A 24,264-nucleotide genomic window follows, 5' to 3' on the forward strand; every position below is an offset into this window, starting at 1 on the left:
GGTACCCAACTGGGCGCACAAATGGTTCCGCCACAATGGCTATGTATCAAAAATGCTAAAGTAGAAAGCCTAATCTACAAATCGAGTAGGAGGTAAACGCTAATCAAAGGTATTTACCCCAATTCGATTTAAGAAACGCTCTTTCATGAGTTTCTTAAACCGAATTGGGGTAATAAGGGTATTGCAACACGAGGCATACGTTCCACAAAGCGTGTATAAGAAAGCAGATCGGGGAACTCTTTTTTTAGTTCTCGGCAAACATAGAAGAGATAGAAATGTTTGAAATTCCGAAAAGTATTGCTGTGAAACAAAATAAGAATTGTGATCATTTCGGCATCACTCATTCGTCCTTTTCTCTTGCGATGTTTTGGACTATTGGCAGAGGGATTTGAGAGCGAAAGAGAGGTTTTGTTCAATGCTAAATGATATTCTTTGCAGAAATCATCTGCAATACAATAGATTTCCGTAACTTTGCTGACAAGTTTCATGAGGATTGTTATTTTGTTATATGATTGATTTTCAACAGTAAATATACAAAAAACAATCCTCTTTTTAGGTTAGGCTTTTATTAAAACTTTTTTGAGGAAAAAGAAGAACTGCTTATCCCGAATTGGGGTTATCAGTAATCTCAGTTAGTTGCAATCATAAACCCCAAGAGAACTAACTGATGTCAACTAACCTTCATTTTTTCCTTTTTTCTTTCTGCCAAAGCTCGAAACTATTGATGATATTTTGCCATAGAATATAGCAACCGGGACCTACACTACTAAGAGGATTGAGATAGACAGAAGCAATCCAGATGGCAAAAGCAGTATTTTTTTGTCCCAAAGCCTGACCGCTTTCTATGATACTACCACAGCGAGCGCCTATCCGCCACCCCATGAAAAATTGAAGGAAACAGAGAAGCAAGCTCAATAGGGCTATAAGTAGGAGAAAAGAAGCTGAAGTCTGAGCGTGGCAGATATTTTTCACTGTTGTCCCTGTCACGATTGTCAAAGATGCGGCCCATAAATAGTAGCTCAAGTCTTTCACGTTAATAACCCAACGATGGAAGCTATGAAAGAAATGTTTCACGATATAAGAAAGTCCCATAGGAACAATCAAGACAAGTGCCACTTTATAAAGGATAAGAAAAAATGCTGTTGCAAATCCCATTGTAGCCTTAGACTCAATTAAAGGGAAAAATAAAGGAATGAGTATTGCTGTTATAAAATTAGAGATAAACGTGTAAGTCGTCATACTCTCCAAATTTCCTCCAAGTTTCGCCGTAACCACAGGAGCCGCCGAGGCACAAGGCCCTATAATACATGCCAGTACGCCTTCCGCCAAAATCAAGCTCTCACCTTCTAAAGAAAAAGCCAATATTACCCCTACAACAAGCAATACGAAAATTATTTGCTGCCCTCCAATCCATAGATGCCACTTAGATGGCAACATCTTTCGGAAATCTACCTTGCAGAAGGTCACAAAAAGGATCAAGAACATAAACATTGGTAAAATGGCATTCATAATAGGAGCAAAAAAACTACTAGCCTGCTCCAATCTCGGAGTATAAGCAAAAAGCAAATAAACAATCGCTCCAATAGCTATTGCCACAGGTAATGTCCATTTTTTCAAAAAACATATTATAGCATTCATATTCTTATTTCTTTTAATGATACAAAATTACTCATTTTATACCTGCACAACACCTCCTAAGTTTGAAAGCCATCAAAAAACTACAGTTCATCATGAAAGTTTGAGTAAATTTGCAGCTACAAAACTTAAATAGTCCTCTCTCGTGCCGTTCTCTTATTGACCTACGGCAATATCACTACACACTGTAGCCTTCAGAGATAACTTACATAACTTTTTATATTTTCCATGTTACTTAGCATCGCTTACATTCTCATTGGTGTCATCGCAGTACTCTGGGGTGCAGACAAGTTTACAGACGGAGCTGCAGCCATCGCACGAAAGATGAACATTCCCGAAATTGTCATTGGCCTAACAATTGTTGCTATGGGTACAAGTGCCCCCGAACTATTCACATCTGTTGTCTCAGCTCTAAAAGGCAGTACGGGATTAGCTTTGGGTAATATCGTAGGATCAAATATCTTCAATAGCTTGCTCATTGTGGGAGCAGCAGCAGTAGTAGCCCCAATCTCTATCTCGCAAGCGACTATTGTTAAAGATATTCCTTTTGCTCTCGTCTCTTCGCTCCTTCTGACAGCTGTTTGCCTTGACGGTAACCTCACACGCCTCGACTCGCTGCTATTGCTTATCGGCTTTGCACTCTTCCTTGCCTATACGTTACAGATGGCTCGCAATGGGAAAACGGAAGATTCTAAAAGCGAAATATCACAAGCGCTTTGGAAAAGTATTCTTTTTATTATCATCGGACTGGCCTGCTTGATTGTTGGCAGTAACTTATTTGTTAATGGCGCAAGCATAGTTGCCGAACAGTTGGGTGTATCGGATGCCATCATCGGTCTGACGATTGTTGCAGGCGGTACATCACTACCAGAACTCGCAACCTCCATCATATCAGCTCGCAAGGGACAGAGTGGCATCGCCATCGGTAATGTTGTAGGTTCTAATGTCTTCAATATCCTTGCCATTCTTGGTATCACTGGCTTTATTTCCCCTATGCGAGATTTGGGTGGTATCACAACCATTGATTTCACACTGCTTATCCTATCGATTATACTTGTGTGGGCAATGTCATTTACAAAACACAAAATTGAACGCTGGGAAGGCTTCACGCTCATTAGCATTTTTGCCCTCTATTTAGGTTGGCTTATTTATTCCGCTCTTTGAAAATATCTGTCTATCAACTTTGCCAGAAATGCCCTCAGTTGAATAAAATTAAAAAACAGTTCAATCAAAAGATAAGTTTCAGAAAAATATTGCAAAAGAAACAAAAGGTCTCAACAATCTGTTTTAGATTTTGAGACCTTTTATTTATAGATAACCAAAGTAGGTCTACACAATAGCTTATCCACTCAACATATCCATATCAGCGATCAATGCTTTTTGCCGAAAGTTTTTTGAGGTATATCATTAAGGAGGCTTTCCAGTTGATCTACATAAAAACTTGATGGTTTTTCTGCGGACACCGTGCCTGAAACAAAGTCTGAAACAAGCTCATTGAGTCGTTGAAGCTCAATTGTCTTGCCCGTTTGAGTATATTCCTCACGTAATAGTCTGACTTTTTCTGTTTGCTGAATTCCCTCGATAACTCGTTCAAAGCGAATGCTGCTTCGACCTCCAGGATAAACCATATATGTATCGCCTGGTGTAAACATTCGGAAACGTGTATCTTGCAGAGGGGCATCTGTCCAATTCATCCAAGCCCAACGCAAGAAACCATTAAAGCCATTAGCCAAACAATAGATCGGCAAGTAAGCCGCATCTGCCGGACTATTATTGGAACAAACGTTTGGTTCTGCATCGGGGCAAGCTGTATAAGTTGTCGTCACCCACCCCTTTGCATTTCGCATAGAGAGTTCTGCATCCGTAAAATGTTGCCCATAGGCCACACAATAATCATACAACTTATCGGCCAATTCTTTATGGTAATTGCCTGCTAGTGCCATCTTGATACCAGGCACTGCTTGCTGCGCCACACGATAAGCATCTATCATCGCATCAAGTCCGCGCTCATCCATGGCTATCACTGTTCTTTCAAACCATCCCTTTGCTTTCAGATGTTTGGCAAAACTACGAAAAAAGTCTGTCCAAAGTTCCTCATATTCTGTCGAAGAAGTAGAAGTTTTGAGATAAGCATACTTTTGGGATGCTTCATCCATATAGCGGAAGCTCATATCCCAAGGAACCATCGAGAAACAGTTTATCTGTCCATTTATGCCGCAACTATCCAAGAACGCAATCCAGCGATCAAAGATAGTGTAGTCGTAAGCCCAACTTCCGTCAACTTTTTTTGTTGTCAACACCATAGGTTCAAATTTATCATTACTCTGCGCTCCCCATGGCTCATAGAATAAGATGGCCGTACCCACTTTCTGACCTGCCTTAGCCAGCATCTGCATATAAGGGCGCAAGGCATCGAAGTGAGCCTGACTCCACGGACGGACACGATAGTAGCGACTAACGGCGTAGGGTTGCATCCAAAAGTTCAAATTAAACTTCCAATCGGAGGGCTTCGGTAACATTCGTTCTTGCACCACTACTTCTAGATTCAAGTGCCCCACTACTTTCTTTTGTACATTGAGCACTTCCAGACGAATACTATATGCGCCAGGTTTTGCAGCTTGAGGTATTTCAAACGTACACCATACGGGGCGTGTCGTTTCTTTCTCAAGACTTTTCGTTGTTTCTAAATCTATCACATCGGGGACTAAATAGGGATTCCATCCCGTGGGGTGATTACCACAACCACGAAAGTTGTCCGTCCAAACATAATTGACAAAACGAGCTGTTCCCCAAAAACCTTTTTTGCCAGAGATACGCAAAGAAAGAGGCCCTGTTTGCTCTCGAGAAAAAAGTACGGCCTGTACACCAATGCGCTCTCCTCTCCAAGCATAAACAACCGTATCTGTTGTCACACAAAACAGAGGAGGTTGATATTTCTCATAATGAACATCGCGCGAGCCCCAACTCATTTGCAACTTATTGGGCAATTTCTCCCAGGCTGTCCTTTCAACTGTAGCAGAATCTTCGGGCTCTGCATAATCGCCATAAATGCCTTCTTGTGCACTTATAAATGTGGCCCACAAAAACAAAGAGGAAAGGCTTAATACCTTTAAGATTTTCATGAATAAAATAAGGTTTTGAGATTTACACTTTAGTATTTCACCTCAATGGCAAAGGGATATATACGTTCAGCATCATAGAAACAAGCCAAACTATTGACCATCGCGCTCATGGTTGGTTCACAAAGCCCCGTCCACACAGTTGCTCCATTCACTCTCACTACAACGGGACGAGTAGAATCCATTTGTGCAGCAGTGAGATAGACTATCAAACGGCCTCCCGAAGCTGGCGTATAGGTACGCGCCGATTTTAGTTCAATGCCCCAACGAGAATCTTTTTCTAACGCCTGATAGTGAACATTTTGTATCGTCAAATCCACCACATTTCCCTCAATTCTTTCCTCATAACGGGTGCGCTCTGTAGCATTTGGGCGCTGAATAATTTGCAGATTGGCAAATCCGCGACGATGTCTACCGTCCATTTCAAAATCCTCCCAACTAACACGTGAAGGAGTCGGAACGCGCTTCCATTGCTTCAACCATATTGGGGTACGCCGATAGTCGATAGCGTGTCCAGCATTGGGAATCAGCTCTATCCAATGGTGGTATTCACCGCCATTCAGCCGGCCCAGACTATCCAAAGCCTCGCGGGTATAACGTGTCAGCAAGTTTCGATAGAAGCCCAAATCTTGTGCACCTGTTCGCAGGCTGAATGGGGTATTACGCAAGTTCTCAACAGGAGCATTCTTGAGCGGTTCGCCTCCTGCCATAGGACCTACGGCTGCCCAATAGTCAGCATAGAACGAAGCCAAACGCTGGCTACCATAGCCTCCCTCAGAGATTCCCATCAAATAAAGACGATTGGCATCTACCTGAGGATGGAGAAAAAGCTGACGGAGCAAGCGTTCCATAAACCACTGCTTAGAACGCTGATACCAACGATACCACTCCCCTTCTTGAGGAATTTGAGGAATAAAATAGATGCTGGGAGCATCGGCAAAGACTTGCGCCAACTTCAGTCCAGTAGCCCATTCGGCATCTCGTGGGCCACTGCCATGGAGATAGATGAAAGCTGGAATCTGAGCATCAGTCGATGCACCTTTTCGGCCATAGTAATAATTCAGTTTAGCATTGGGTTCAAGTGTCTCAGGAATAACCCATTGTCCGTGTGTCTGCTCAGAAAGCGTTGTAAGTGGGATGAGTTGTGGAGAATCTTGCGCATTAGCCTTAAGCCAACAATCCCACACTTCTTGCCGCGCTGTTTCAAGTTGGTCTGCTTTGAGCGGCTTCGACATTGGGAAGAGCGTTTCCTTTCCTTGGAAAGATTGAAGAAAGTATTTTGTAATAGCCCGACGTTGGGCAGAAAGCGGCATAAAAAGCAAGAACAAACCTATAGCAACACCTAGGCGCAGAACTTTTTGAAGCGATTGCATCTGAATGGAATACTTAAAATTTTTCATTTTATACTTCATTTTTACAAGAACAAGAAACTGACAGCAAACAATAACAGGCTACGCCAAAGATTCTTTAGTTTATTTTATTATTTATCGCATCACGCATTAGCAAAAGCTCGTTACGTGTCACGCCATGCTCTTTTAACAGCCAAGCATCATCGTCAAAGAAATCAGAAGGCACGAAATCCAGTTTGCTACTTTCGGCAGAAGCCTGATAACGATGAACTGCTTCAGCAATATTGTGGTTCAACCACGCAGAGTGTCCCGCATTGAAATAGTCAGAAGCTGACGGATTGAGGGTAAGAATTTTAGAATAGTATGTTTCTGCCTGTTCCAGATTACCCGAAAGCAGAGAGCACCAAGCCAGTGCACGCAAGGCTTTCCCGTCGGGCTGCAAATAGTCCGCCTTATAAAGCACGCTGAATGCTAACTTTGGCTGATGCAAAGACATATAACATTCCCCGATACGCAAGAGCAAATCGACATCTTCTGGACACAAGGCTTCCAAACGTTCGTAGTAGTCGAGGGCTTTCTCATAGTTGCCTGCCGTTACATTGAGTCGGCCCAGTTGCCGAAGTGTCCATTCTGAATCAGGACGTAAGCGGAGAGCTTCCTCATAGTATTCTACGGCTTCTGAAACAAATCCCCAAAGCTCTTCAGCATATCCCATTTTCTCCCACACAGAAGCTGTGCGTTGCTCAGGAGGAATGACCATAAAGAATGTAAGAGCCTCTTTCCAGAGCTCTTCTCTAAAGCAAGAATTGGCAAACTGCAAAGCAATGGGCGCAGAAGAGAAGAACGGACGTAAATGAGGATATGAGATTAAACTCAAATCCAGCTTGAAAGGATTGTTGTGTTCATTGCGAAAACGGAAAAGATGGAAGAAACGATAAAGATCTTGCAGGTAGAAACGAATTTGCTGCTGCAATTCTTCTTCGCCCGAGTCGAAAGTGTCCATCAGTTCTTCAGGAATATCGCTCATTTTACGGACTCCATCGCCCAAGTTATGCAGTTGCTCATCGGTAAGACTTTGAAGCATGAATACCATACAGTATTTCTCCGTGTCGCAAACGGGCCTATTGTTGAAAACGGTATCCATAGAAGAGTAAGCCTCACCGCGCGAACCAAAAACAGGATTCGAATAGCTGAAAGGCATAAACCAGTTGGCAGCATCATTAAAGAAAGCTTGTTGCCGAGAGATCTGTGCAAATGTAGTATAGAAAGTATCGCTACCACGTTGCTGCATTTCTAAGAATTCATGCATCTTTTTGCTAATTTTCGATTTCTCGCCGTCAGCATCCCATTCGGGATTGAGATGTGCCTCATTGATTTCTGCTAAGTTTGAAAGATCACCTTTGGTAAGGTCTTTCAGTTTGTGAGCTGCCTTGAGCAATTCGGGCATAATATCCTCACGCATCTTTTTATTGTCCTGCTGTGTTTGAATACTCAGAAACAACTGCGCCTGAACTTTATGAAGAGCATCAACAAAAGCAGCATCATCTTGCAAAAGTGTTAGCTGTGCCTCCAATTCAGGGTAGAAACGCAAGCGACCGGCATATTTAATCAACAGAAGTAAAGCACCAACGATGCAACGTGCACGCACTTTCGGAGGGGCAGAAACGGCTCCTTCCAACAAAATTTGCAACTTATTCAGATCGAACACTTCCAAAGTCGACAGAAACAAGGCTGCAGCCATAGTTTGTTGCTCTTCGATAGAATTTGTCGCATCAGTAAATCGCTGACGTTGCATTTGAGCTTCTTCCTTTCCCCAAGGAGCGCTAGCATAGGTAGCTTCAAACTGTTCAGACAAGCTACTCGCTACAGAAGCTCTTTCATGCGTCCGCTTCCACACGGAAGAAAAGTAGGAATTATCTTCTTCCAATAATTGCGCAAAATAATAATTGTCAGCAATTTCCGAAGCTTGTCGAAGAAATTGCTGGTGCATGGTTTTACGTGCTGGATCGTCCACACCCTTTTCCCAATAGTGCAACAGCATTCGATAGTTTTCTGTCAGCTGCTGAAGAGCATCTGGAATCATCATTGCCTGCCAACTATCAGCAGGAAACTGGAGGTTGACGGCAAGACCTTTGAGTGCTGATAAGGCATCAGAGAGTTGCTCGCTCATGATAGCCTTCACGGCATCGTCATATAGAACCTGAAAAGTTTTAGCATCCATCTTATTCTTTTTTCTAAAAAAGCGCAGCGATTATTTAGTTGCGCGAACGTGTGAATAATGGGGCAAATGCAAAGAGTCTGCCACTTGCTGAGAAATCTTATAGTGATTGAGCAGAATGGGCAGGCAACATTTCACACCATGCCGATTCAAACTGTCAACGGCTTGGTTATAACCACGGCGCAAAAGCTCCAAAAATTTCGCGTGCGACTTATCTGCAATATATTTGGAACGAAAGACAATCATTCCCCTACTTTTCTCTGCTCCTCGAGCTTCATACATTTGGCGCGCACCTAATAGGCGAGCTTCCGTAGCAAAAGGTTCGGGCAACACGGCAGCATCCAACTGATTGTTTTCCAGCATAGAAGCACACGTTCTATAACTATTCACTTGAACACGTACCAGCGCCGTTGGTTTCATACCTGCTTGTCGAAGAGCTTGATCGGCGAGGAGATTCTCTGTTGTACGTTGTGGTAGTCCTAAAACTCTATTGTCTAAATCTTTCATCTTTTTGATGCGCAACGTTCCCGAACTGAGCAATGCCCAATCCCCTTCTGTTTGCATTTCCCGAACGAGTGCTACACCACGTTTCTGATGAAAAGCAAAACGTTCGGCGTCCATGAAAGAACCATCAACGCTTCCACCCAACAACGCTGTATCACAATCATTCTGAGCTTCGAAAGGGCACAATTTCAAATGGAGTCCCAAACTATCGTAGAGCCCCATTTTCTCTGCATAATAGAAAGGTAAACAGTCTACTATAGGAAGAACTGCCAATCGGATATCCTCGTTTCCAGAAACAACTGATGGGGTCGCGTTCTCCTTCTTCTGGTTACACGCCATCAAAAGCCCTAAGGACAATAAAATCAAAAGAATCTTTCGCATGAAAACACTTTTTTCTTTGGATGACAAAGATAATAAAAAAATATGGGCGACTATCATCTCACGCCTCCTCTCAATTTATGAGCAGAACAAGAAGAGCTAACGACCTCCATTTCTTACCACTGAAGAGTATGCTTATAAGCACTTTTAATTCCCTACTGATGAGGAATAGGATACATGCAGAAAGTAGTCGTTTTATTTGACAAACCGTTCCCGTAATCTAAATGTTAAACAGCTTTAAATTGAACACACCGAAGATAGTTCTTGTAAAACGTAACTCAAAAAAGCGCAACAAAAGAAGGGATTTATATCGATTTTTCTCTTTCGTACCACTAGAAGTTAAGTAAAAGCACGTTTTTCTCCTTATTCCATCCAAGAATACAATAAAGATGTCAGCTGACAGGCTTATTGCAATTGAGATTATCTTTATTGTATTTTTAATTTGTCAAGGAGAAAATAAAATTCGTAGTATAGAAAATAAAATTCCTCCTTGAGAAATTCAAAATAGACCTATTTTGTGCCACGTCATATCTGCGTTATTTCCGCACACAGATAATAAAGTTGGATTTCAAACGATTCTCGACACCATAGATTAAGAAATATTTTTACAAATCAAAAAGCTACTATTAAAAGTGGAGCAAAGAAAAAAGATTTATCTTTTTCTCTTGCGCACGATCTTTAATGTTTTAGAAAAAACAAATAGAAAAGCAGTTACTACTCAATGAGGAGTAGCAACTGCTTGCATGAAATTTATTTGTTTCCGCCAAGTGAGCGAAAACAGATCTTTTTTATTCGCCTTTGATAGCCACAATTCCAGGAAGAGCCTTACCTTCGATAGCTTCGAGCAGGGCACCACCACCAGTAGAAATATAGCTTACTTTGTCAGCCATACCAAACTTGTTGATGCAAGCTACAGAGTCGCCACCACCAATAAGTGAGAAAGCACCATTTGCAGTAGCTTCAGCGATAGCATCAGCAATAGCGCGAGAACCACCAGCGAAATTGTCGAACTCAAACACACCTGCAGGGCCATTCCAAAGGATTGTCTTTGCACTCTTAATGGCAGCAGCAAAACTCTCACGAGTTGCGGGACCGGCATCCATACCTTCCCATCCTTCGGGAATATCATTGCTGAGACAAACCTGAGTGTTAGCATCGTTCTTAAAGTCATCGGCAGCAATGCAATCTGTACCGAGAATCAGGTTTACACCTTTTTCCTTTGCTTGCTTCATCACGTTGAGTGCAACATCGAGTTTGTCGTCCTCACAAATGGACTTACCAATTTTTCCACCCATAGCCTTTGCGAATGTATAAGTCATACCACCGCAGAGAATCAGGTTGTCAACCTTACCAAGAAGGTTTTCGATAATTCCAATCTTTGTGGAAACCTTAGAACCACCCATGATGGCAGTGAAGGGGCGCTTGATGTCGCTCAAGACAGCATTAACAGCTGCAACTTCTTTTTCCATCAGATAGCCGAGCATCTTGTGGTCAGCATCGAAGTAGTCTGCAATAACAGCTGTAGAGGCATGCTTGCGATGAGCAGTACCGAAAGCGTCCATTACATAGTAGTCAGCATAAGAAGCAAGAGTCTTTGCAAAATCCTTCTGACGAGCCTTCATCTCTTTCTTAGCTTCATCGTAAGCGGGATCAGCCTTGTCGATACCTACAGGTTTACCTTCTTCTTCAGGATAGAAGCGGAGGTTCTCCAAAAGGAGTACATCGCCAGGCTGCAAGGCTGCAGCTGCATCCTGAGCCTTTGCGCAATCGGGAGCAAACTGAACAGGAGTACCGAGAGCTGCACTAACGGCCTCCGTAATCTGACCGAGAGAGAATTTGGGATTTACTGTGCCTTTGGGCTTGCCCATGTGGCTCATGATAATGAGTGCACCACCGTCTGCCAATACTTTCTTCAGCGTGGGCAAAGCTCCGCGGATACGAGTATCATCAGTGATTTTACCATTCTCGTCAAGAGGCACATTGAAGTCTACGCGAACGATGACTTTCTTACCTTTGAAATCGCAATTGTCGATTGTCATATTGTTATTTTTTAGATGAAAAGATTTGTGCGCGAAGATACTGCAAAACAATGAAACCACAAAACGCTTACTTTGCTTTCGCTTTGATGGGACCTTTACAGAGATGTGATAGGCCACACTGTTCGCATTTTGGGCGCAAAGCTGTACAAGTGTATCGTCCATGAAGAAGCAGCCAAAAATGACTGTGTGCCACATCCTCCTCGGGGATAAACTTACGCAGAGCCATCTCAACCTTATAAGGAGTATTGGCACTGGCGGGGACTAAGCCTAAACGATGGGCTACCCTATAGATATGCGTATCAACGGCCAGAGCTGCCTGACCAAAGGCCACAGCCAAAACCACATTGGCTGTTTTTCTACCAACACCTGGAAGTTGTGTGAGTTGTTCTAATGTCTGAGGTACTTCCCCTTGATACTTTTCTACCAACATTTTTGCAAGTTCCACCAAATGTTTAGCTTTAGCATTGGGGTAGCTAACAGAGCGAATATACTCAAAAATGGCTTCGGGGGTGGCTTGCGACATCTCTACAGGTGTTGGAAACGATTCAAAAAGGGCGGGAGTTACCATATTCACCCGCTTGTCGGTACATTGTGCCGAAAGAACCGTTGCTACAAGCAATTGAAACGGAGTTTGAAAATGCAACTCCGTTTCAACATTGCCGTGAATCGGGGCTAAATAAGCCAAGACTTCACGGAATAAATCTATTTTCTTCATTATTTTTCCTCGAAATGCTGTAGACGGGCGATATACTTGCCGATAATATCAAATTCAATATTAACTTTTGTTCCCTCTTCTATAGCGTGGAAGTTTGTATGCTCATAAGTGTAAGGAATAATACTCACCTGAAACGAATTGTCGGTAGGATTGCACACTGTCAGGCTCACACCATTGACTGTAACACTGCCTTTGTCAACGCAAAAATAGCCTCTACGAGCCATTTCTGGATTGGCAGCATATTCGAAAGTAAAGAAGTAGCTTCCATCCATATTCTCCACTTTTGTGCAAACAGCAGTTTCGTCAACATGTCCTTGAACAATATGTCCATCTAGGCGACCGTTCATCATCATAGAACGTTCTACGTTGACTTCATCACCTTCTTTAAGAACGCCTAAATTGGAACGCTTCAAAGTTTCATCCATTGCCGTCACAACATACTGCTTCCCTTCTCTGCTTACCACAGTTAGGCAAACACCATTATGGGCGACGCTTTGATCAATACCTAATTCATCACCAAACGGACATTCAAAAGTGAAATGAATGTTCGTATTTTCACGTTTTATAGCTACGACACGTGCCGTAGTCTCTACAATACCACTAAACATAGGCTTTGTTATTATTCTGCTGATCTGTAAAATCTATCTCTCTTACCTGTTTTCAAATCTTTGAAAACAAGACTGTCATCATCCATACTAAGAACTTGAACAAACGTACTATCATCTAAGACTAATTGTCCATTCACAATGTGAAAAGCACGTGTAAACTCACGCACTTGAGTAACATTGATAGCTTGAGCTACTGAGGCGTCAGGAGTTCCTTTTTTATTTATAGTGAGTGCCCAACGATCGTTTTCGTGGCTACCTTCATAGTCACCAAAGATATTATTGTCGCCACGATCCAGAGTAAGAACTGTGCTCTGAGAATCGGGTAAGAAAGCAAAGGTTTCACCTCCCATCTCATCAAGAGCCACCTTACCATAAAGAGTACTATCAACCACAATAGTATCACTATCCTTGGATTTGGATTTATCAGCCCCCTGATCTGTCTTATTACCTACGCACCCCACAGCAGTAAGCAATGTGAGTGCTACAATATAAAAGAATGATTTCCGCATAAGTTTTTTATAAATTTCTGCTGCTAAATTACGCATTTTCCATAATACAGGCAAAAATACAAGCTTTCTTTGCAAAAAACAAACATAAGAGTTTGTTGTTCAAAGAGGAAAGTGTAACTTCGCGCCCGACTCGAAAGAGCCACAAGTTCACATGTTTAACTATTAATGGATGTGGGGCAACAGAAAGCAACAGACTTTCGGCCGCCATCCGCAAAACAACTACCAAAAAATTTATGGCAGATTTTAAAAATGTTCAGCCGCTCGACGGCTTTGATTGGGATTCATTCGAATCAGGTGCTGTAGCAACAAGCCAGAGCAAAGAACAAGACGAGAAGGCCTACACGCAGACCCTCGGTAAGGTAAACGACAACGATGTTGTTGAAGGTAAGGTCATCTCTATTAACAAGCGCGAAGTCGTTGTTAGTATCGGCTTCAAGAGTGATGGTATCGTTCCTGTGAGCGAATTCCGTTACAACCCCGACCTGAAAGTAGGTGACTCTGTTGAAGTTTACATCGAAAATCAAGAAGACAAGCGTGGCCAATTGGTGCTTTCTCATAAGAAAGCTCGTCTGAGCAAAGCTTGGGATCGCGTTAACGCTGCTCTTGAAAACAAAGAAATCATCAAGGGCTACATCAAGTGCCGCACTAAGGGTGGTATGATTGTTGATGTATTTGGTATCGAAGCATTCCTTCCTGGTAGCCAGATTGATGTTAAGCCCATCCGCGACTACGACGTATTCGTTGGAAAGACAATGGAATTCCAAGTTGTTAAGATCAACCAAGAATACCGCAATGTTGTTGTAAGCCACAAGGCTCTCATCGAGGCAGAACTCGAACAGCAGAAGCAAGAAATCATCAGCAAGCTGCAAAAAGGCCAGGTACTCGAAGGTACCGTTAAGAACATCACCACTTATGGTGTATTCATCGATTTGGGCGGTGTTGATGGTCTCATCCACATCACAGACCTCTCTTGGGGTCGCGTAAATGATCCGCACGAGGTTGTCGAACTCGACCAGAAGTTGAACGTTGTAATTCTCGACTTCGATGAAGAGAAGAAGCGTATCGCACTCGGTTTGAAGCAGCTCACTCCGCATCCTTGGGATGCTCTTGATGCAGACCTCAAGGTTGGTGACAAGGTTCACGGTAAGGTTGTCGTTATGGCAGACTACGGTGCTTTCGTTGAGATTGCTCCGGGTGTTGAAGGTCTTATCCACGTTAGCGAAATGTCTTGGAGCCAGCACCTGCGCAGCGCACAGGAATTCCTCAAAGTTGGTGATGAGGTTGACGCTGTTATCCTCACACTCGACCGCCAGGAACGCAAGATGTCTCTCGGTATCAAGCAGCTTAAAGACGATCCTTGGAAGAACATCGAAGAGAAATTCCCCGTTGGCAGTAAGCACACAGGTAAGGTTCGCAACTTCACAAACTTCGGCGTATTCGTTGAGCTTGAAGAAGGTGTTGACGGCCTCGTTCACATCTCTGACCTCAGCTGGACCAAGAAGGTTAAACACCCCTCAGAATTCACACAGCTCGGTGCAGAAATGGACGTTGTTGTTCTCGAAATTGACAAGGACAGCCGCCGTCTGAGCCTCGGTCACAAGCAGCTCGAAGAGAATCCTTGGGATGTATTCGAACAGAAATACAGTGTTGGTAGCGTACACAAAGGCACTATCACTCAGCTCATGGATAAAGGCGCAGTTGTATCTCTCGAAGATGGTGTTGAAGGTTTCGTAACTCCGAAACACCTCCAGAAGGAAGATGGCAGCAAGGCTCAAGAAGGCGAAACTCTCGACTTCAAGGTAATTGAATTCAACAAGGATAGCAAGCGTGTAATCCTCTCCCACAGCCGCACTTTCGAAGAGGGCGCAGCAGAGGAACGCCGTCCTCGTCGCACAGCTGCTAAGAAAGAAACTGCTGGCACAAACGTTCAAAACCAAGTTGCAACAAACAGCCTCGGTGATAACGATGCTCTCGCAGCTCTGAAAGCACAGATGGAAGGTAAGTAAACTTCCACTAAATAAAACCACTATCAAGTAGGTATGTCTTCTTAGACATACCTACTTTTTTATGATTCATCTCCAATATCCTTTCTTCATACAATCAACCCAATATCCTCCTACCAATAAAAGTTTTTTTGTTACTTATAAGCGTTTAAGCGTTCGCTGCACTCCCTCATTAAAGTGTCTATCCTCAGCATCGTCGTGTCGCATGCAAGGTCTATTCGGCACTCCTTGCTACGTCACTACATATAGCGCAGCTCTTTAGAACCTCTTTGTCAACTTCGATTACGGCTCTTTTCGCAACTAAAAACAACTGCTCCTCTTTTTTAGTCTTGGACGTATTTTATAGAAACGAAATAAAATAATAATAGAGTACGGTTGAAAAATCAGAAGAGAGTCAGGAGAAAGTCAGAAATTAATAGAAAAAGATATTTCTAACGATACATCTTAATACTGCCCACTTTCATAACTCACCAAAACAAAATAGGATACCTAAATATAGGCATCCTATTTTGTGATTCCGATGGGATTCGAACCCATGACCCACGCTTTAGAAGAGCGTTGCTCTAATCCAACTGAGCTACGGAACCATTAGCGAGTACAAAAGTAATAATTTAATTAGTGTCTGCAAAACGATTTTACAAATTTACGCTTCGCCCGTTCCAGTCTCAGCTATTTCAGGTTCCTCTGTTGATACAGAATCCTCTTTTAATGCTGTTTCTGGAGTATCTCCAACTAAAGTATCTCCTATGAATTCAAACTGAAAACTAGAACCTTTGGCAGAAGGAAACTGACTGCGCATATCAATATCTTGACGCCCCTTCAGATATTCCATCATTCTATTATAACACTCCTGACCATTATTTGCCTTAATAAGAGCCTCAAACGGAGTATCTTGATACTGAAATTTATTAGTCCCAGGAATCAATGTTACACGTTTAAAGGTAAGGGAACAATGATACCAACCAAAATTCTGAGTTGCCAAGAGCGAAACTTTATAGTCTTTACGATTCAACAACTCTGCTTGAACAGGTGCTGGTATTACTTGCTGTTTACGATTGGACTTAAACTCCTCCATTGTTTCAGCCGTTGTCTTTATTAAGATAAAATAAACTCGCGGGCGAATCTTATAACGTTTTGGATATGGCATATCGCTTTCTACATAACGATGAATATCGTCCACCAGTTCTTGAGATATTACAACATCTGGAATATTTTGAAGAAAATCTATTACCTCGTCAACAGAATGTACAAGAATGTCTTGATCGAAAAACCTTGCGTAAATGTTCATTTTTTGCGGTTATAAGCAGAGCTGTCTAATATGTAAAAAAAATCTATCATAACAAACTTGGTTTTACCCATGTAAGTTATAATAGAAAAGAGAGCGGCAAACGGGGCTCGGACCCGCGACCTCAACCTTGGCAAGGTTGCGCTCTACCAACTGAGCTATTGCCGCAAAACCTTCAGTACTTAACTGAAAGCATCTAGTGAAGAGGAGGAGACTCGAACTCCCACGACATAATGTCACTACCCCCTCAAAGTAGCGCGTCTACCAATTCCGCCACCTCTCCAAATAGATTTCTTGATGATCAACATGGGTAGTGCCCAGAACAGGACTCGAACCTGCACAACATTGCTGTCACTAGTACCTGAAACTAGCGCGTCTACCATTCCGCCACCTGGGCATAGCAGATCATCTGTTCAAAAAAGAGAGCGGCAAACGGGGCTCGGACCCGCGACCTCAACCTTGGCAAGGTTGCGCTCTACCAACTGAGCTATTGCCGCATTTTTCTACTTTTCAGCAGGCATTCCTCTCAAATGCGATGCAAAGGTACAACAATTTCTTAAACCTGCAAGGACTATCACAAAAAAATCATGTGAAATGTGAAACATTTTCTCAGTTATGCTTTGTTTGCAATGTTCACAAAGCAGTTTTCTAGTAAAAACTAGAAAACGGACTGCTAATAGGAGTAGGAGAAATAAGCATAATCTTACAGCAGAATTCCCCAAATCCGATATAATCATATTTAGGCATACTAGATAAAGCTATCTCTATCGGCCAAGTACCTATTGAGGTATATCAAAAATTAAGTTTTATCCTTCGGATCTTTACTCAAGAAAAAAGAAAGATTCTAGCAACTCATCCAAAAGATGTAACTTTGCAGAGAGAATTAAAAAGTATTGAGATGTTATTTAAATTTTTCTTATCTTGTAGTAAGATTGGAGCTTTCACTTTGGGTGGAGGATATGCTATGATTCCTATTATGGAGCGTGAATTTGTCGATAAGCACCAATGGATGGATAAACAGGAATTTATAGACATTATGGTAGTAGCCCAAACCACTCCGGGCATCTTTAGTATAGACATCGCTAGTCATATTGGATATAAACTAAAAGGCATCTGGGGCGGTATTGTTGGAGCAATGGGGATGGCACTCCCATCCATTATCATCATTACTTTGATAGCCATGTTCTTTCAAAACTTCAAGGACAATATCTATGTAAACAAATTTTTCTGCGGAGTACGTCCTGCTGTAGTCGCTCTGATTGCTGCTCCTTGCTTTAAGATGGCGAAAACAGCGAACATAACATGGAGTACCTCTTGGATACCACTTGTGAGTTGTCTACTAATTTGGCTAATGGGTGTCTCTCCCATTTGGATTATTTTAGCGGCTGGCATTGGCGGATATCTCTGGGGACAATACAATAAACATAAAGAACAAAGGCCATGATATTTCTAAAACTATTTTATGTCTTCTCAAAGATAGGCATCTTTAATTTTGGCGGCGGCTATGCTATGTTGTCACTTATCCAGAATGAAACGGTAGTCAAAAACCATTGGTTGACAAATGCTGAATTCACAGATATTGTTGCCATAAGTCAAAGCACACCTGGCCCTATCGGTATCAATGCCGCTACTTATGTAGGTTACACTGCCATTACCAATGCTGGCTATCCACATTGGGCTGCTGTTTGCAGTGCTGTAATGTGTTCTGTTGCTGTGATGTGGCTTTCATTTATCCTTATGATCTGCGTTAGCAAATACTTAATTTCTCACAAAGACTCGCAAGAAGTGAAAGATGTCTTCAAGACACTTCGCCCCACCATTGTTGGACTCATTGCTGCAGCAGCACTTTTGTTGATGACACCTGACAATTTTGGTTCACCGTCGAACACACCTTATATTTTTGGTTTGAGTATCATCATTTTTGCTGCGGCATTCTTTGCCACAAACGTCAAGAAAGTAAATCCCATACTCATTCTATTCATCTGCGGTATAATCGGATTAATATTCTATTAAGTAGAATTTACTGAACAAATAAAAGAACGAGAGAGGCACGAAATCCATCCGTGCCTCTCTCGTTCTTATTTAAATAGTAGGTTCTCCTAACTATTTAATAATATCGAGTTCTTTGAAGACTTTAGCCAAAATTTTCACTCCACGGTCCACTTCTTCTATGGTATGATTCGCCATCAAAGCGAAACGTACAAGAGTATCTTGCGGCGCACACGCAGGAGGAATCACAGGGTTTATGAAAACACCTTCTTCAAATGCTTTAGCTGTAACCAAGAAGGTCTTTTCCACATCACGCACATAGAGGGGAATAATTGGAGATTGTGTATCGCCAATCTCAAAACCTTCTTCACGAAAACGCTTCAGTGCATAGTTTGTCACTTCCCACAGATGTGCCAAACGTTCTGGTTCGCTTTTCAGAATACGAATAGCTTCACGCGCACAAGCTGTTGCAGCAGGAGTAGCAGAAGCACTAAAGATATAAGTACGAGCATTGTGGCGCAACCAGTTAATGATAGTCTTATCAGCAGCGATAAAACCACCGATACTTGCAAGTGACTTACTAAATGTTCCCATAATAAGGTCCACTTCATCCGTCAAACCAAAGTAATCACAAACACCACGCCCCTGACGACCAAAGACACCTAAGCCATGTGCCTCATCAACCATAATTGTAGCATCATATTTGTGCTTGAGTTTCACGATTTCTGGAAGATTACACAAATCGCCTTCCATAGAGAACACCCCATCCACAACGATAAGTTTCACAGACTTGGGCGAGCACTTCTGTAGCTGACGCTCCAAGTCTTCCATATCATTATGTTTATACTTCAAGCAAGTTGCAAAACTCAAACGGCGACCATCAACGATTGAAGCGTGATCTCTATCATCACAAATAATATAGTCTTCACGCCCTACTAATTGAGGTATAACGCCAGAATTAACCGTGAATCCCGTAGCAAAGCATAGAGCTTCATCTTTACCAACATATTCAGCAAGCTCCTTTTCCAACTGAACGTGAATATCCAACGTTCCATTCAGAAAGCGGGAACCAGCGCAGCCAGAACCATATTTACGCATGGCTGCTACACCTGCTTCAATTACACGATCATCGCCGGTAAGACCTGTATACGCATTAGAGCCAAACATCAAGACTTTGTGTCCACCCATCTCGACTTCAGTACCCTGCTTGCCTTCAATTTCTCGGAAGTAAGGATAGATTCCCTTTTCCATACACTCTTGAGGCAAAGTATACTTGGCCAATCTCTCGTCTAAAATACTCATATCAATTATTTGTGTATTTTTACTTTTGGTAATTTCGGCCGCAAAGATATGAATTTAATCTCTAAATAGGTAGGGCTATAACACATTTTTTTGATTTTTGGGCAATCGTTAATCACTCCAGAAGTTAAGGCTTTAGCTATATTTTATTTTCCCATATATTCTTTTTATCTTCGCACCACGAATAAAAAGCACAATGAGTAAAAAAAAGCTCCTATATATTGTCAACCCCATTTCAGGAAATGGGAAAAAGGCAAACATCATCTGCGATATCGAAAAGTATACAGACACAAATACTTTCGATTTTGAAATAAAAAAGACAGAATATGCAGGTCATGCGGCAGAAATTGCAAAAGCCGCGGCAGAAATTGGCATAGAAGCTATTGTTGCCGTGGGGGGAGATGGCACGATCAACGAAGTAGCCCGTTCCATTGTAGGCACACCATCTGCGCTAGGTATTATTCCTTGTGGCTCAGGAAACGGACTTGCTCGCCATCTGCAAATTCCGATGAACTCCGTTAATGCCATCAAGATCATCAACCAGAATGTAGTACATTGTCTTGATTATGGGCTCATCAATAATCATCCTTTCTTCTGCACTTGTGGCGTTGGCTTCGATGCGGTCATCAGCAAACGCTTTGCAGAAAGCGGACGTCGTGGTCCTATTACATATATAGAAAACGTATTGAGAGAAAGCCTCAGTTATAAGCCCGAAATATACACTATTGAGGACCTCTCCCCTACTTCTTCCGACAATCAGCCTCATATATATCAAGCATTCCTCATAGCTTGCGCCAATGCTTCACAATATGGAAATAATGCATACATAGCTCCGCAAGCATCTATGAAGGATGGATTGATGGATATCATCATTATTGAGCCGTTTAGTGCACTCGAAGCTCCGCAAATCGCTGTCCAACTCTTTAACAAGAGCCTGTTAAAGAACAGTCACATCAAAATGTTCCAATCATCCCACATTCGCATTTCGCGTACCTCGGAAGGTGCTGCCCACTGCGATGGAGAGCCGCTATCAATGAGCAATACCATCGATGTAAAACTCGTTCCTCAGCAGTTTAATATCATTGTAAATCCAGAGGCGCATACTCCCAAGAAAAAACTTTTCCAACTGCTCATGGAAGATGTAGACGAATGGTGGGTATCGCAACAAAGAGTGTTGAGGAAACAACAAGTGGGCATCAAGCGCCTCAACCGGAACATTCTCAACAAACTCAAAAAGTTGTAAGTTCCGTTTATTTACGCAAAGAACTGAGCGCATCTTTACTCTCTAAGGGTCACGAAGGAATAAATATTTTTCCTTGTGGCCTTTCTTTTATTTTGCAAACATATTTCTTATTTTACTGACTCAAGAATAGCTTAAAACTCAGGACAGCTATCTACAGCTGAAAAGGAAGCAAATTTAGAGTGACACAAAAATAGGGCTTTTCACAATTTCTCAAGGGCTTTCGAGAAATACAATAAGGGGATTTTCAAGCATAATAAGGATGTCGGCTGACATCCTTATTGTATTCTCAAATAGAATAAAGAGAAAAAGAAATTCTTAAACTAAAAAGCATGTACAATTCATGCTATTTCTGCATTATTGCTGATTTTGTTTCTACAAAATTAAGATACGCTGCAAAAAAGTAATAGAATTTTGCCTCTTATCCATCACTTTCCATTGTTTTCTCCTCATAATTTTCTCTGAAACAAAGAAATGTTTTGTCAAATTAAACAAACCTATATAGCTCAAAGAACACTCAAGAAAAAGGATAATGTAAAATCAAGAAAGAAAGTCGAAATATTCCACCATATTACAGTCTGTCATCTACCAATTATTTCTCTTACTCCTGTGCTTTGGCAGAGCCTTATTCACCTTCTCTTTAGCCTGTTCTTCCGACTGTCGCGCCAAATTAAGGAGTTGTTGCACTTGTTGATCGCTTTGCTGCTGTTGTTGATTAGACGATTTCTGATTTTGGGAATTCTGTTGCTGTTTTTGCTGTTGTTTTTGCTGCTGGTTGTTATCTTTTTGTTTTTTGTTGTTCTGCTTGTTCGAATCCTTATTTTTCTTGAGTTGCTTTTGGCAAAGAGCAAGGTTATAGCGGGATTGTTCGTTATCAGGATTTTGGCGCAAAGCATCTTTATAGTTATCAATGGCCTGTAGGAGCAAATGCTGTCTCTGATCAACTGACGCTGTCAAAGCTGCTCGCTGATTGATATACCCCATATTGTGGAAAGCCATACTCTTGATACGAGGATTTTTCTCGTAGCGAGTGGCCAACTTGAATTGTTGCATGGCAGCATCGGGATTTTTCTTGGCCATATAAGTATCTCCAAGATTAAAATAGGCACGTGCATTATTGGGCGACTGCAATAAAGCTTTGCGATAAGCCACCTCGGCAGCATCGTAACGTCCTGAACGAAACGCTCTATTCCCTATATGGATTTGTTTCCAATCTTCTGTTTGAGCATAGATTGAAACAGTACACATCAACAGCAGGAAAAATAAAAAACTTTTTTTCATACTTCTACTTCTTTCTAAAGATATGCAGACGATCAATCCAAGGATTCTGCGTCTCAAACATAAAAAATTCCATTATCAATAAAAATAAGACGATAAGCCCCACAGCCTGAAACTGCTCATTGTAGGCCGTTTCTGTGTCTTTTAGTGGTGCGTGTTGCATTTGATCCAGCTCATGTTGCAACTGTGTTTGGGCATTGCTTGTATTATCTATATGAAAATACTGTCCACTACCAGCCTTCGCTAGCTCCTTACACATATCCTCATTTAGACGCGTGATAACAGGTTGTCCATTTTCATCTTGCAGAGGTCCTTCAGACGTAGGAATCTGCGCTCCCTCTGTTGAGCCTACTCCTAAGACAAAAACTTGTCGTCCCTCTTTAGCAGCCTCTTGTGCAGCCTCAACAGCTCCCCCTTCATGGTCTTCGCCATCAGTGATTAAGATAATAGCCTTTCCCACATTCTTTGCATCTGTAAAACTTTTATCAGCTAAACGTATGGCCGCACCTATATTGGTACCTTGGGAAGTAACCATATCTGTAGAGATGGTATTGAGAAAAACTTTTGCCGAAGCGTAGTCACTCGTAATAGGTAATTGCGGATAAGCTTCTCCAGCGAAGACACCCAGCGAAACCTTATCGTTTTGCATTCTATCTATCATCGTAGAAACAAGTAGTTTTACTCGTTCCAAACGATTGGGGTGCACGTCCTCAGCAAGCATCGAGTTAGAAATATCGAGCATAAAGGCAACCTCAATACCCGATTTTTCCTTTGTTATCTGCCGCGCTCCCAGCTGTGGACGAGCAAGCATCACAAAGCACAACGCCAAGGCCGAGAGAAGCAAGGTAAACTTTGTCAGAGGACGCCAAGCAGAGATGCCAGGAACCAAAGACTTTAACATTTTCCGACTGCCCCAACGCAGCTCTTTATTGACACGTTGGAAAGAGGTGTATATATACAAGAGGACAAGTAGCGGAAGGACTATTAGTCCATATAAATATTCAGGATTTGCAAAATGAAACACGATACTTTCACTTTAAAATTTTACTCATGGAATACGTCTAAACCAAGTGATACGCAATAAAATCTCCAATAAGAGGCTCACACAAGCAATGAAAGCAAACAACTGGTAGGCTTCATAGTGGCGATCATAGTTGGCAACTTTCAGTTTTGTTTTCTCCAACTGATCTATATCTTTATAAATGTCGCGAAGTTTTTGCTTGCTGCCAGCTTGGTAAAAAATACCACCTGTAGATTGAGCTATCTCTTTTAGTGTTGACGGATCTGAAGATGTTTCGATAGGAGCGGTATATGTTTCTCCATTGGGCAGTGTAGCAACGGCTTGCTGCGTAGTTGTAGAAGAGCCCAGAAGAATAGTGTAAATACGGATTCCCAATTTCTTAGCCATATCCGCAGCTGTTAGAGGAGAGATCTCACCAGCATTATTTTCTCCGTCTGTCAAGAGAATAATGACTTTGCTGGGAGCTTTGCTTTTTTCCAAATGGGCTGCAGCGGAGGCGATCCCCATCCCAATGGCTGTTCCTTCGCTAATAACGCCTTGCGCCTGAAGATTACAGTTCACATTTTGGAACATACCCAAGAGTGCAGTATGGTCGGTGGTCAGTGGGCATTGTGTAAAAGCTTCTCCACCAAAGAGCGTCAAACCTATATTATCGTTGGGGCGATTGTTGATAAACTCATAAGCCACTTGTTTTGCGGCTTCTAGTCGGTTGGGCTGCAAATCGGGCGTAAGCATGCTTGTAGAGATATCCATAGCCATCATAATATCAATTCCCTCTGTTTCCTTCGTGCTCAAAGAAGTATTAGTTTGTGGTCGAGCTAGGGCTACAACCAATGCCGTGAAGGCAATGACACGAAGAAAGAACGGAACGTGTCGCAGACGTACGCGCAATGTTTGTGGTATATCTGTCATAAACTCCGTTGAAGAGAAAAGCAGCGACGGCTGACGCCGTTCACGAAAGAGAAAATGCCAAGCCACAAAAGGTATTAGCAACAAAAGTAAGAGGAAATATAATGGACTTTCAAAAGTCATTGTTCTATCGTTTTACTTAGAAGTTAATAGATAATACGATTAC

19 protein-coding genes and 5 tRNA genes are annotated in these 24,264 nt (G+C 42.1%); 5 read left to right on the forward strand and 19 right to left on the reverse strand.

From position 1 onward, the window contains the following. Window positions 1-681: 681 nt before the first annotated feature. Complete coding sequence (locus tag ABLA33_RS04730; RefSeq protein WP_347719443.1) at window positions 682-1,638, reverse strand: transporter; 957 nt, start codon at window positions 1,636-1,638, stop codon at window positions 682-684. Between the two features lie 225 nt (window positions 1,639-1,863). Between ABLA33_RS04730 and ABLA33_RS04735 the strand changes: the two genes are divergently transcribed. Further along, complete coding sequence (locus ABLA33_RS04735; protein WP_347719444.1) at window positions 1,864-2,799, forward strand: calcium/sodium antiporter; 936 nt, start codon at window positions 1,864-1,866, stop codon at window positions 2,797-2,799. Between the two features lie 206 nt (window positions 2,800-3,005). On the opposite strand, the gene ABLA33_RS04740 is transcribed toward ABLA33_RS04735, so the two are convergent. The 8 genes from ABLA33_RS04740 to ABLA33_RS04775 all read right to left on the reverse strand — a co-directional run bounded on the left by ABLA33_RS04740 (window position 3,006) and on the right by ABLA33_RS04775 (window position 13,074). After that, window positions 3,006-4,757: a DUF4091 domain-containing protein gene (locus ABLA33_RS04740; RefSeq protein WP_347719445.1), complete on the reverse strand. Its 1,752-nt coding sequence runs from the start codon at window positions 4,755-4,757 to the stop codon at window positions 3,006-3,008. Between the two features lie 29 nt (window positions 4,758-4,786). Continuing rightward, entirely contained in the window at window positions 4,787-6,154 is a 1,368-nt protein-coding gene (locus ABLA33_RS04745) for a hypothetical protein (protein WP_347719446.1), read from the reverse strand. A gap of 67 nt (window positions 6,155-6,221) precedes the next feature. Further along, window positions 6,222-8,324 (reverse strand): tetratricopeptide repeat protein, encoded by a 2,103-nt coding sequence (locus ABLA33_RS04750; RefSeq protein WP_347719447.1) that lies wholly within the window; start codon window positions 8,322-8,324, stop codon window positions 6,222-6,224. A 30-nt stretch (window positions 8,325-8,354) separates the two neighbouring features. Next, on the reverse strand, window positions 8,355-9,206 hold the full coding sequence (locus ABLA33_RS04755) for an ABC transporter substrate-binding protein (RefSeq protein ID WP_347719448.1): 852 nt from the start codon (window positions 9,204-9,206) through the stop codon (window positions 8,355-8,357). Window positions 9,207-9,991: 785 nt separating this feature from the next. Continuing rightward, window positions 9,992-11,242: a phosphoglycerate kinase gene (locus tag ABLA33_RS04760; RefSeq protein WP_315090191.1), complete on the reverse strand. Its 1,251-nt coding sequence runs from the start codon at window positions 11,240-11,242 to the stop codon at window positions 9,992-9,994. 67 nt (window positions 11,243-11,309) lie between these two features. Next, complete coding sequence (gene nth / locus ABLA33_RS04765) at window positions 11,310-11,957, reverse strand: endonuclease III (RefSeq protein WP_311491056.1); 648 nt, start codon at window positions 11,955-11,957, stop codon at window positions 11,310-11,312. Further along, a complete protein-coding gene (locus ABLA33_RS04770) occupies window positions 11,957-12,565 on the reverse strand; it encodes a riboflavin synthase (protein ID WP_347719449.1) in 609 nt (202 codons plus the stop codon). Before ABLA33_RS04770 ends, nth begins: the two co-directional genes overlap by 1 nt. 11 nt (window positions 12,566-12,576) lie before the next feature. Next, window positions 12,577-13,074, reverse strand: coding sequence for a hypothetical protein (locus ABLA33_RS04775; RefSeq protein ID WP_347719450.1), 498 nt, complete (start codon window positions 13,072-13,074; stop codon window positions 12,577-12,579). A 233-nt stretch (window positions 13,075-13,307) separates the two neighbouring features. Between ABLA33_RS04775 and rpsA the strand changes: the two genes are divergently transcribed. Next, on the forward strand, window positions 13,308-15,080 hold the full coding sequence (rpsA, locus tag ABLA33_RS04780) for a 30S ribosomal protein S1 (protein ID WP_315090196.1): 1,773 nt from the start codon (window positions 13,308-13,310) through the stop codon (window positions 15,078-15,080). A 509-nt stretch (window positions 15,081-15,589) separates the two neighbouring features. Here the strand turns inward: rpsA and ABLA33_RS04785 are convergent. The 6 genes from ABLA33_RS04785 to ABLA33_RS04810 form a co-directional block, all read right to left on the reverse strand. Beyond that, window positions 15,590-15,664: transfer RNA gene (locus ABLA33_RS04785), tRNA-Arg, on the reverse strand. A gap of 56 nt (window positions 15,665-15,720) precedes the next feature. Beyond that, window positions 15,721-16,365, reverse strand: coding sequence for a hypothetical protein (locus tag ABLA33_RS04790; RefSeq protein WP_315090198.1), 645 nt, complete (start codon window positions 16,363-16,365; stop codon window positions 15,721-15,723). A 92-nt stretch (window positions 16,366-16,457) separates the two neighbouring features. Continuing rightward, window positions 16,458-16,530 (reverse strand) — tRNA-Gly (locus ABLA33_RS04795). Between the two features lie 32 nt (window positions 16,531-16,562). Beyond that, window positions 16,563-16,645, reverse strand: a tRNA-Leu gene (locus tag ABLA33_RS04800). A gap of 31 nt (window positions 16,646-16,676) precedes the next feature. Beyond that, window positions 16,677-16,759 (reverse strand) — tRNA-Leu (locus tag ABLA33_RS04805). A gap of 27 nt (window positions 16,760-16,786) precedes the next feature. Continuing rightward, window positions 16,787-16,859 (reverse strand) — tRNA-Gly (locus tag ABLA33_RS04810). 401 nt (window positions 16,860-17,260) lie between these two features. Between ABLA33_RS04810 and ABLA33_RS04815 the strand changes: the two genes are divergently transcribed. Both ABLA33_RS04815 and ABLA33_RS04820 read left to right on the forward strand, forming a co-directional pair. Continuing rightward, window positions 17,261-17,806, forward strand: coding sequence for a chromate transporter (locus tag ABLA33_RS04815; RefSeq protein ID WP_347719470.1), 546 nt, complete (start codon window positions 17,261-17,263; stop codon window positions 17,804-17,806). Then, entirely contained in the window at window positions 17,803-18,375 is a 573-nt protein-coding gene (locus ABLA33_RS04820; RefSeq protein WP_347719451.1) for a chromate transporter, read from the forward strand. The genes ABLA33_RS04815 and ABLA33_RS04820 overlap by 4 nt, the downstream gene beginning before the upstream one ends. A 90-nt stretch (window positions 18,376-18,465) precedes the next feature. Here the strand turns inward: ABLA33_RS04820 and ABLA33_RS04825 are convergent, their stop codons facing one another. Continuing rightward, window positions 18,466-19,653, reverse strand: a complete 1,188-nt coding sequence (locus ABLA33_RS04825) for an aminotransferase class I/II-fold pyridoxal phosphate-dependent enzyme (protein ID WP_311491050.1) — start codon at window positions 19,651-19,653, stop codon at window positions 18,466-18,468. Between the two features lie 193 nt (window positions 19,654-19,846). Between ABLA33_RS04825 and ABLA33_RS04830 the strand changes: the two genes are divergently transcribed. After that, window positions 19,847-20,893, forward strand: coding sequence for a YegS/Rv2252/BmrU family lipid kinase (locus ABLA33_RS04830; RefSeq protein WP_347719452.1), 1,047 nt, complete (start codon window positions 19,847-19,849; stop codon window positions 20,891-20,893). Window positions 20,894-21,475: 582 nt separating this feature from the next. On the opposite strand, the gene ABLA33_RS04835 is transcribed toward ABLA33_RS04830, so the two are convergent. The 3 genes from ABLA33_RS04835 to ABLA33_RS04845 are packed head-to-tail and all read right to left on the reverse strand — an operon-like array spanning window position 21,476 to window position 24,221. Beyond that, window positions 21,476-22,171 carry a tetratricopeptide repeat protein gene (locus ABLA33_RS04835; RefSeq protein WP_347719453.1) on the reverse strand — a complete coding sequence of 232 codons (696 nt, stop codon included), beginning with the start codon at window positions 22,169-22,171 and terminating at the stop codon, window positions 21,476-21,478. A gap of 4 nt (window positions 22,172-22,175) precedes the next feature. Next, window positions 22,176-23,192: a VWA domain-containing protein gene (locus tag ABLA33_RS04840; RefSeq protein WP_347719454.1), complete on the reverse strand. Its 1,017-nt coding sequence runs from the start codon at window positions 23,190-23,192 to the stop codon at window positions 22,176-22,178. 24 nt (window positions 23,193-23,216) lie between these two features. Continuing rightward, complete coding sequence (locus tag ABLA33_RS04845; protein ID WP_315091497.1) at window positions 23,217-24,221, reverse strand: VWA domain-containing protein; 1,005 nt, start codon at window positions 24,219-24,221, stop codon at window positions 23,217-23,219. Window positions 24,222-24,264 lie beyond the last annotated feature (43 nt).

Origin of the sequence: uncultured Alloprevotella sp. (genome assembly GCF_963536905.1) — a bacterium.
Taxonomy (GTDB): Bacteria; Bacteroidota; Bacteroidia; order Bacteroidales; family Bacteroidaceae; genus Alloprevotella.

Bases quoted from the DNA above. Each gene is read 5' to 3' on its own strand.
- ABLA33_RS04730 (WP_347719443.1), bottom strand. From the start codon at position 1,638: ATGAATGCTATAATATGTTTTTTGAAAAAATGGACATTACCTGTGGCA.
- ABLA33_RS04735 (WP_347719444.1), top strand. From the start codon at position 1,864: ATGTTACTTAGCATCGCTTACATTCTCATTGGTGTCATCGCAGTACTC.
- ABLA33_RS04740 (WP_347719445.1), bottom strand. From the start codon at position 4,757: ATGAAAATCTTAAAGGTATTAAGCCTTTCCTCTTTGTTTTTGTGGGCC.
- ABLA33_RS04745 (WP_347719446.1), bottom strand. From the start codon at position 6,154: ATGAAAAATTTTAAGTATTCCATTCAGATGCAATCGCTTCAAAAAGTT.
- ABLA33_RS04750 (WP_347719447.1), bottom strand. From the start codon at position 8,324: ATGGATGCTAAAACTTTTCAGGTTCTATATGACGATGCCGTGAAGGCT.
- ABLA33_RS04755 (WP_347719448.1), bottom strand. From the start codon at position 9,206: ATGCGAAAGATTCTTTTGATTTTATTGTCCTTAGGGCTTTTGATGGCG.
- ABLA33_RS04760 (WP_315090191.1), bottom strand. From the start codon at position 11,242: ATGACAATCGACAATTGCGATTTCAAAGGTAAGAAAGTCATCGTTCGC.
- nth (WP_311491056.1), bottom strand. From the start codon at position 11,957: ATGAAGAAAATAGATTTATTCCGTGAAGTCTTGGCTTATTTAGCCCCG.
- ABLA33_RS04770 (WP_347719449.1), bottom strand. From the start codon at position 12,565: ATGTTTAGTGGTATTGTAGAGACTACGGCACGTGTCGTAGCTATAAAA.
- ABLA33_RS04775 (WP_347719450.1), bottom strand. From the start codon at position 13,074: ATGCGGAAATCATTCTTTTATATTGTAGCACTCACATTGCTTACTGCT.
- rpsA (WP_315090196.1), top strand. From the start codon at position 13,308: ATGGCAGATTTTAAAAATGTTCAGCCGCTCGACGGCTTTGATTGGGAT.
- ABLA33_RS04790 (WP_315090198.1), bottom strand. From the start codon at position 16,365: ATGAACATTTACGCAAGGTTTTTCGATCAAGACATTCTTGTACATTCT.
- ABLA33_RS04815 (WP_347719470.1), top strand. From the start codon at position 17,261: ATGTTATTTAAATTTTTCTTATCTTGTAGTAAGATTGGAGCTTTCACT.
- ABLA33_RS04820 (WP_347719451.1), top strand. From the start codon at position 17,803: ATGATATTTCTAAAACTATTTTATGTCTTCTCAAAGATAGGCATCTTT.
- ABLA33_RS04825 (WP_311491050.1), bottom strand. From the start codon at position 19,653: ATGAGTATTTTAGACGAGAGATTGGCCAAGTATACTTTGCCTCAAGAG.
- ABLA33_RS04830 (WP_347719452.1), top strand. From the start codon at position 19,847: ATGAGTAAAAAAAAGCTCCTATATATTGTCAACCCCATTTCAGGAAAT.
- ABLA33_RS04835 (WP_347719453.1), bottom strand. From the start codon at position 22,171: ATGAAAAAAAGTTTTTTATTTTTCCTGCTGTTGATGTGTACTGTTTCA.
- ABLA33_RS04845 (WP_315091497.1), bottom strand. From the start codon at position 24,221: ATGACTTTTGAAAGTCCATTATATTTCCTCTTACTTTTGTTGCTAATA.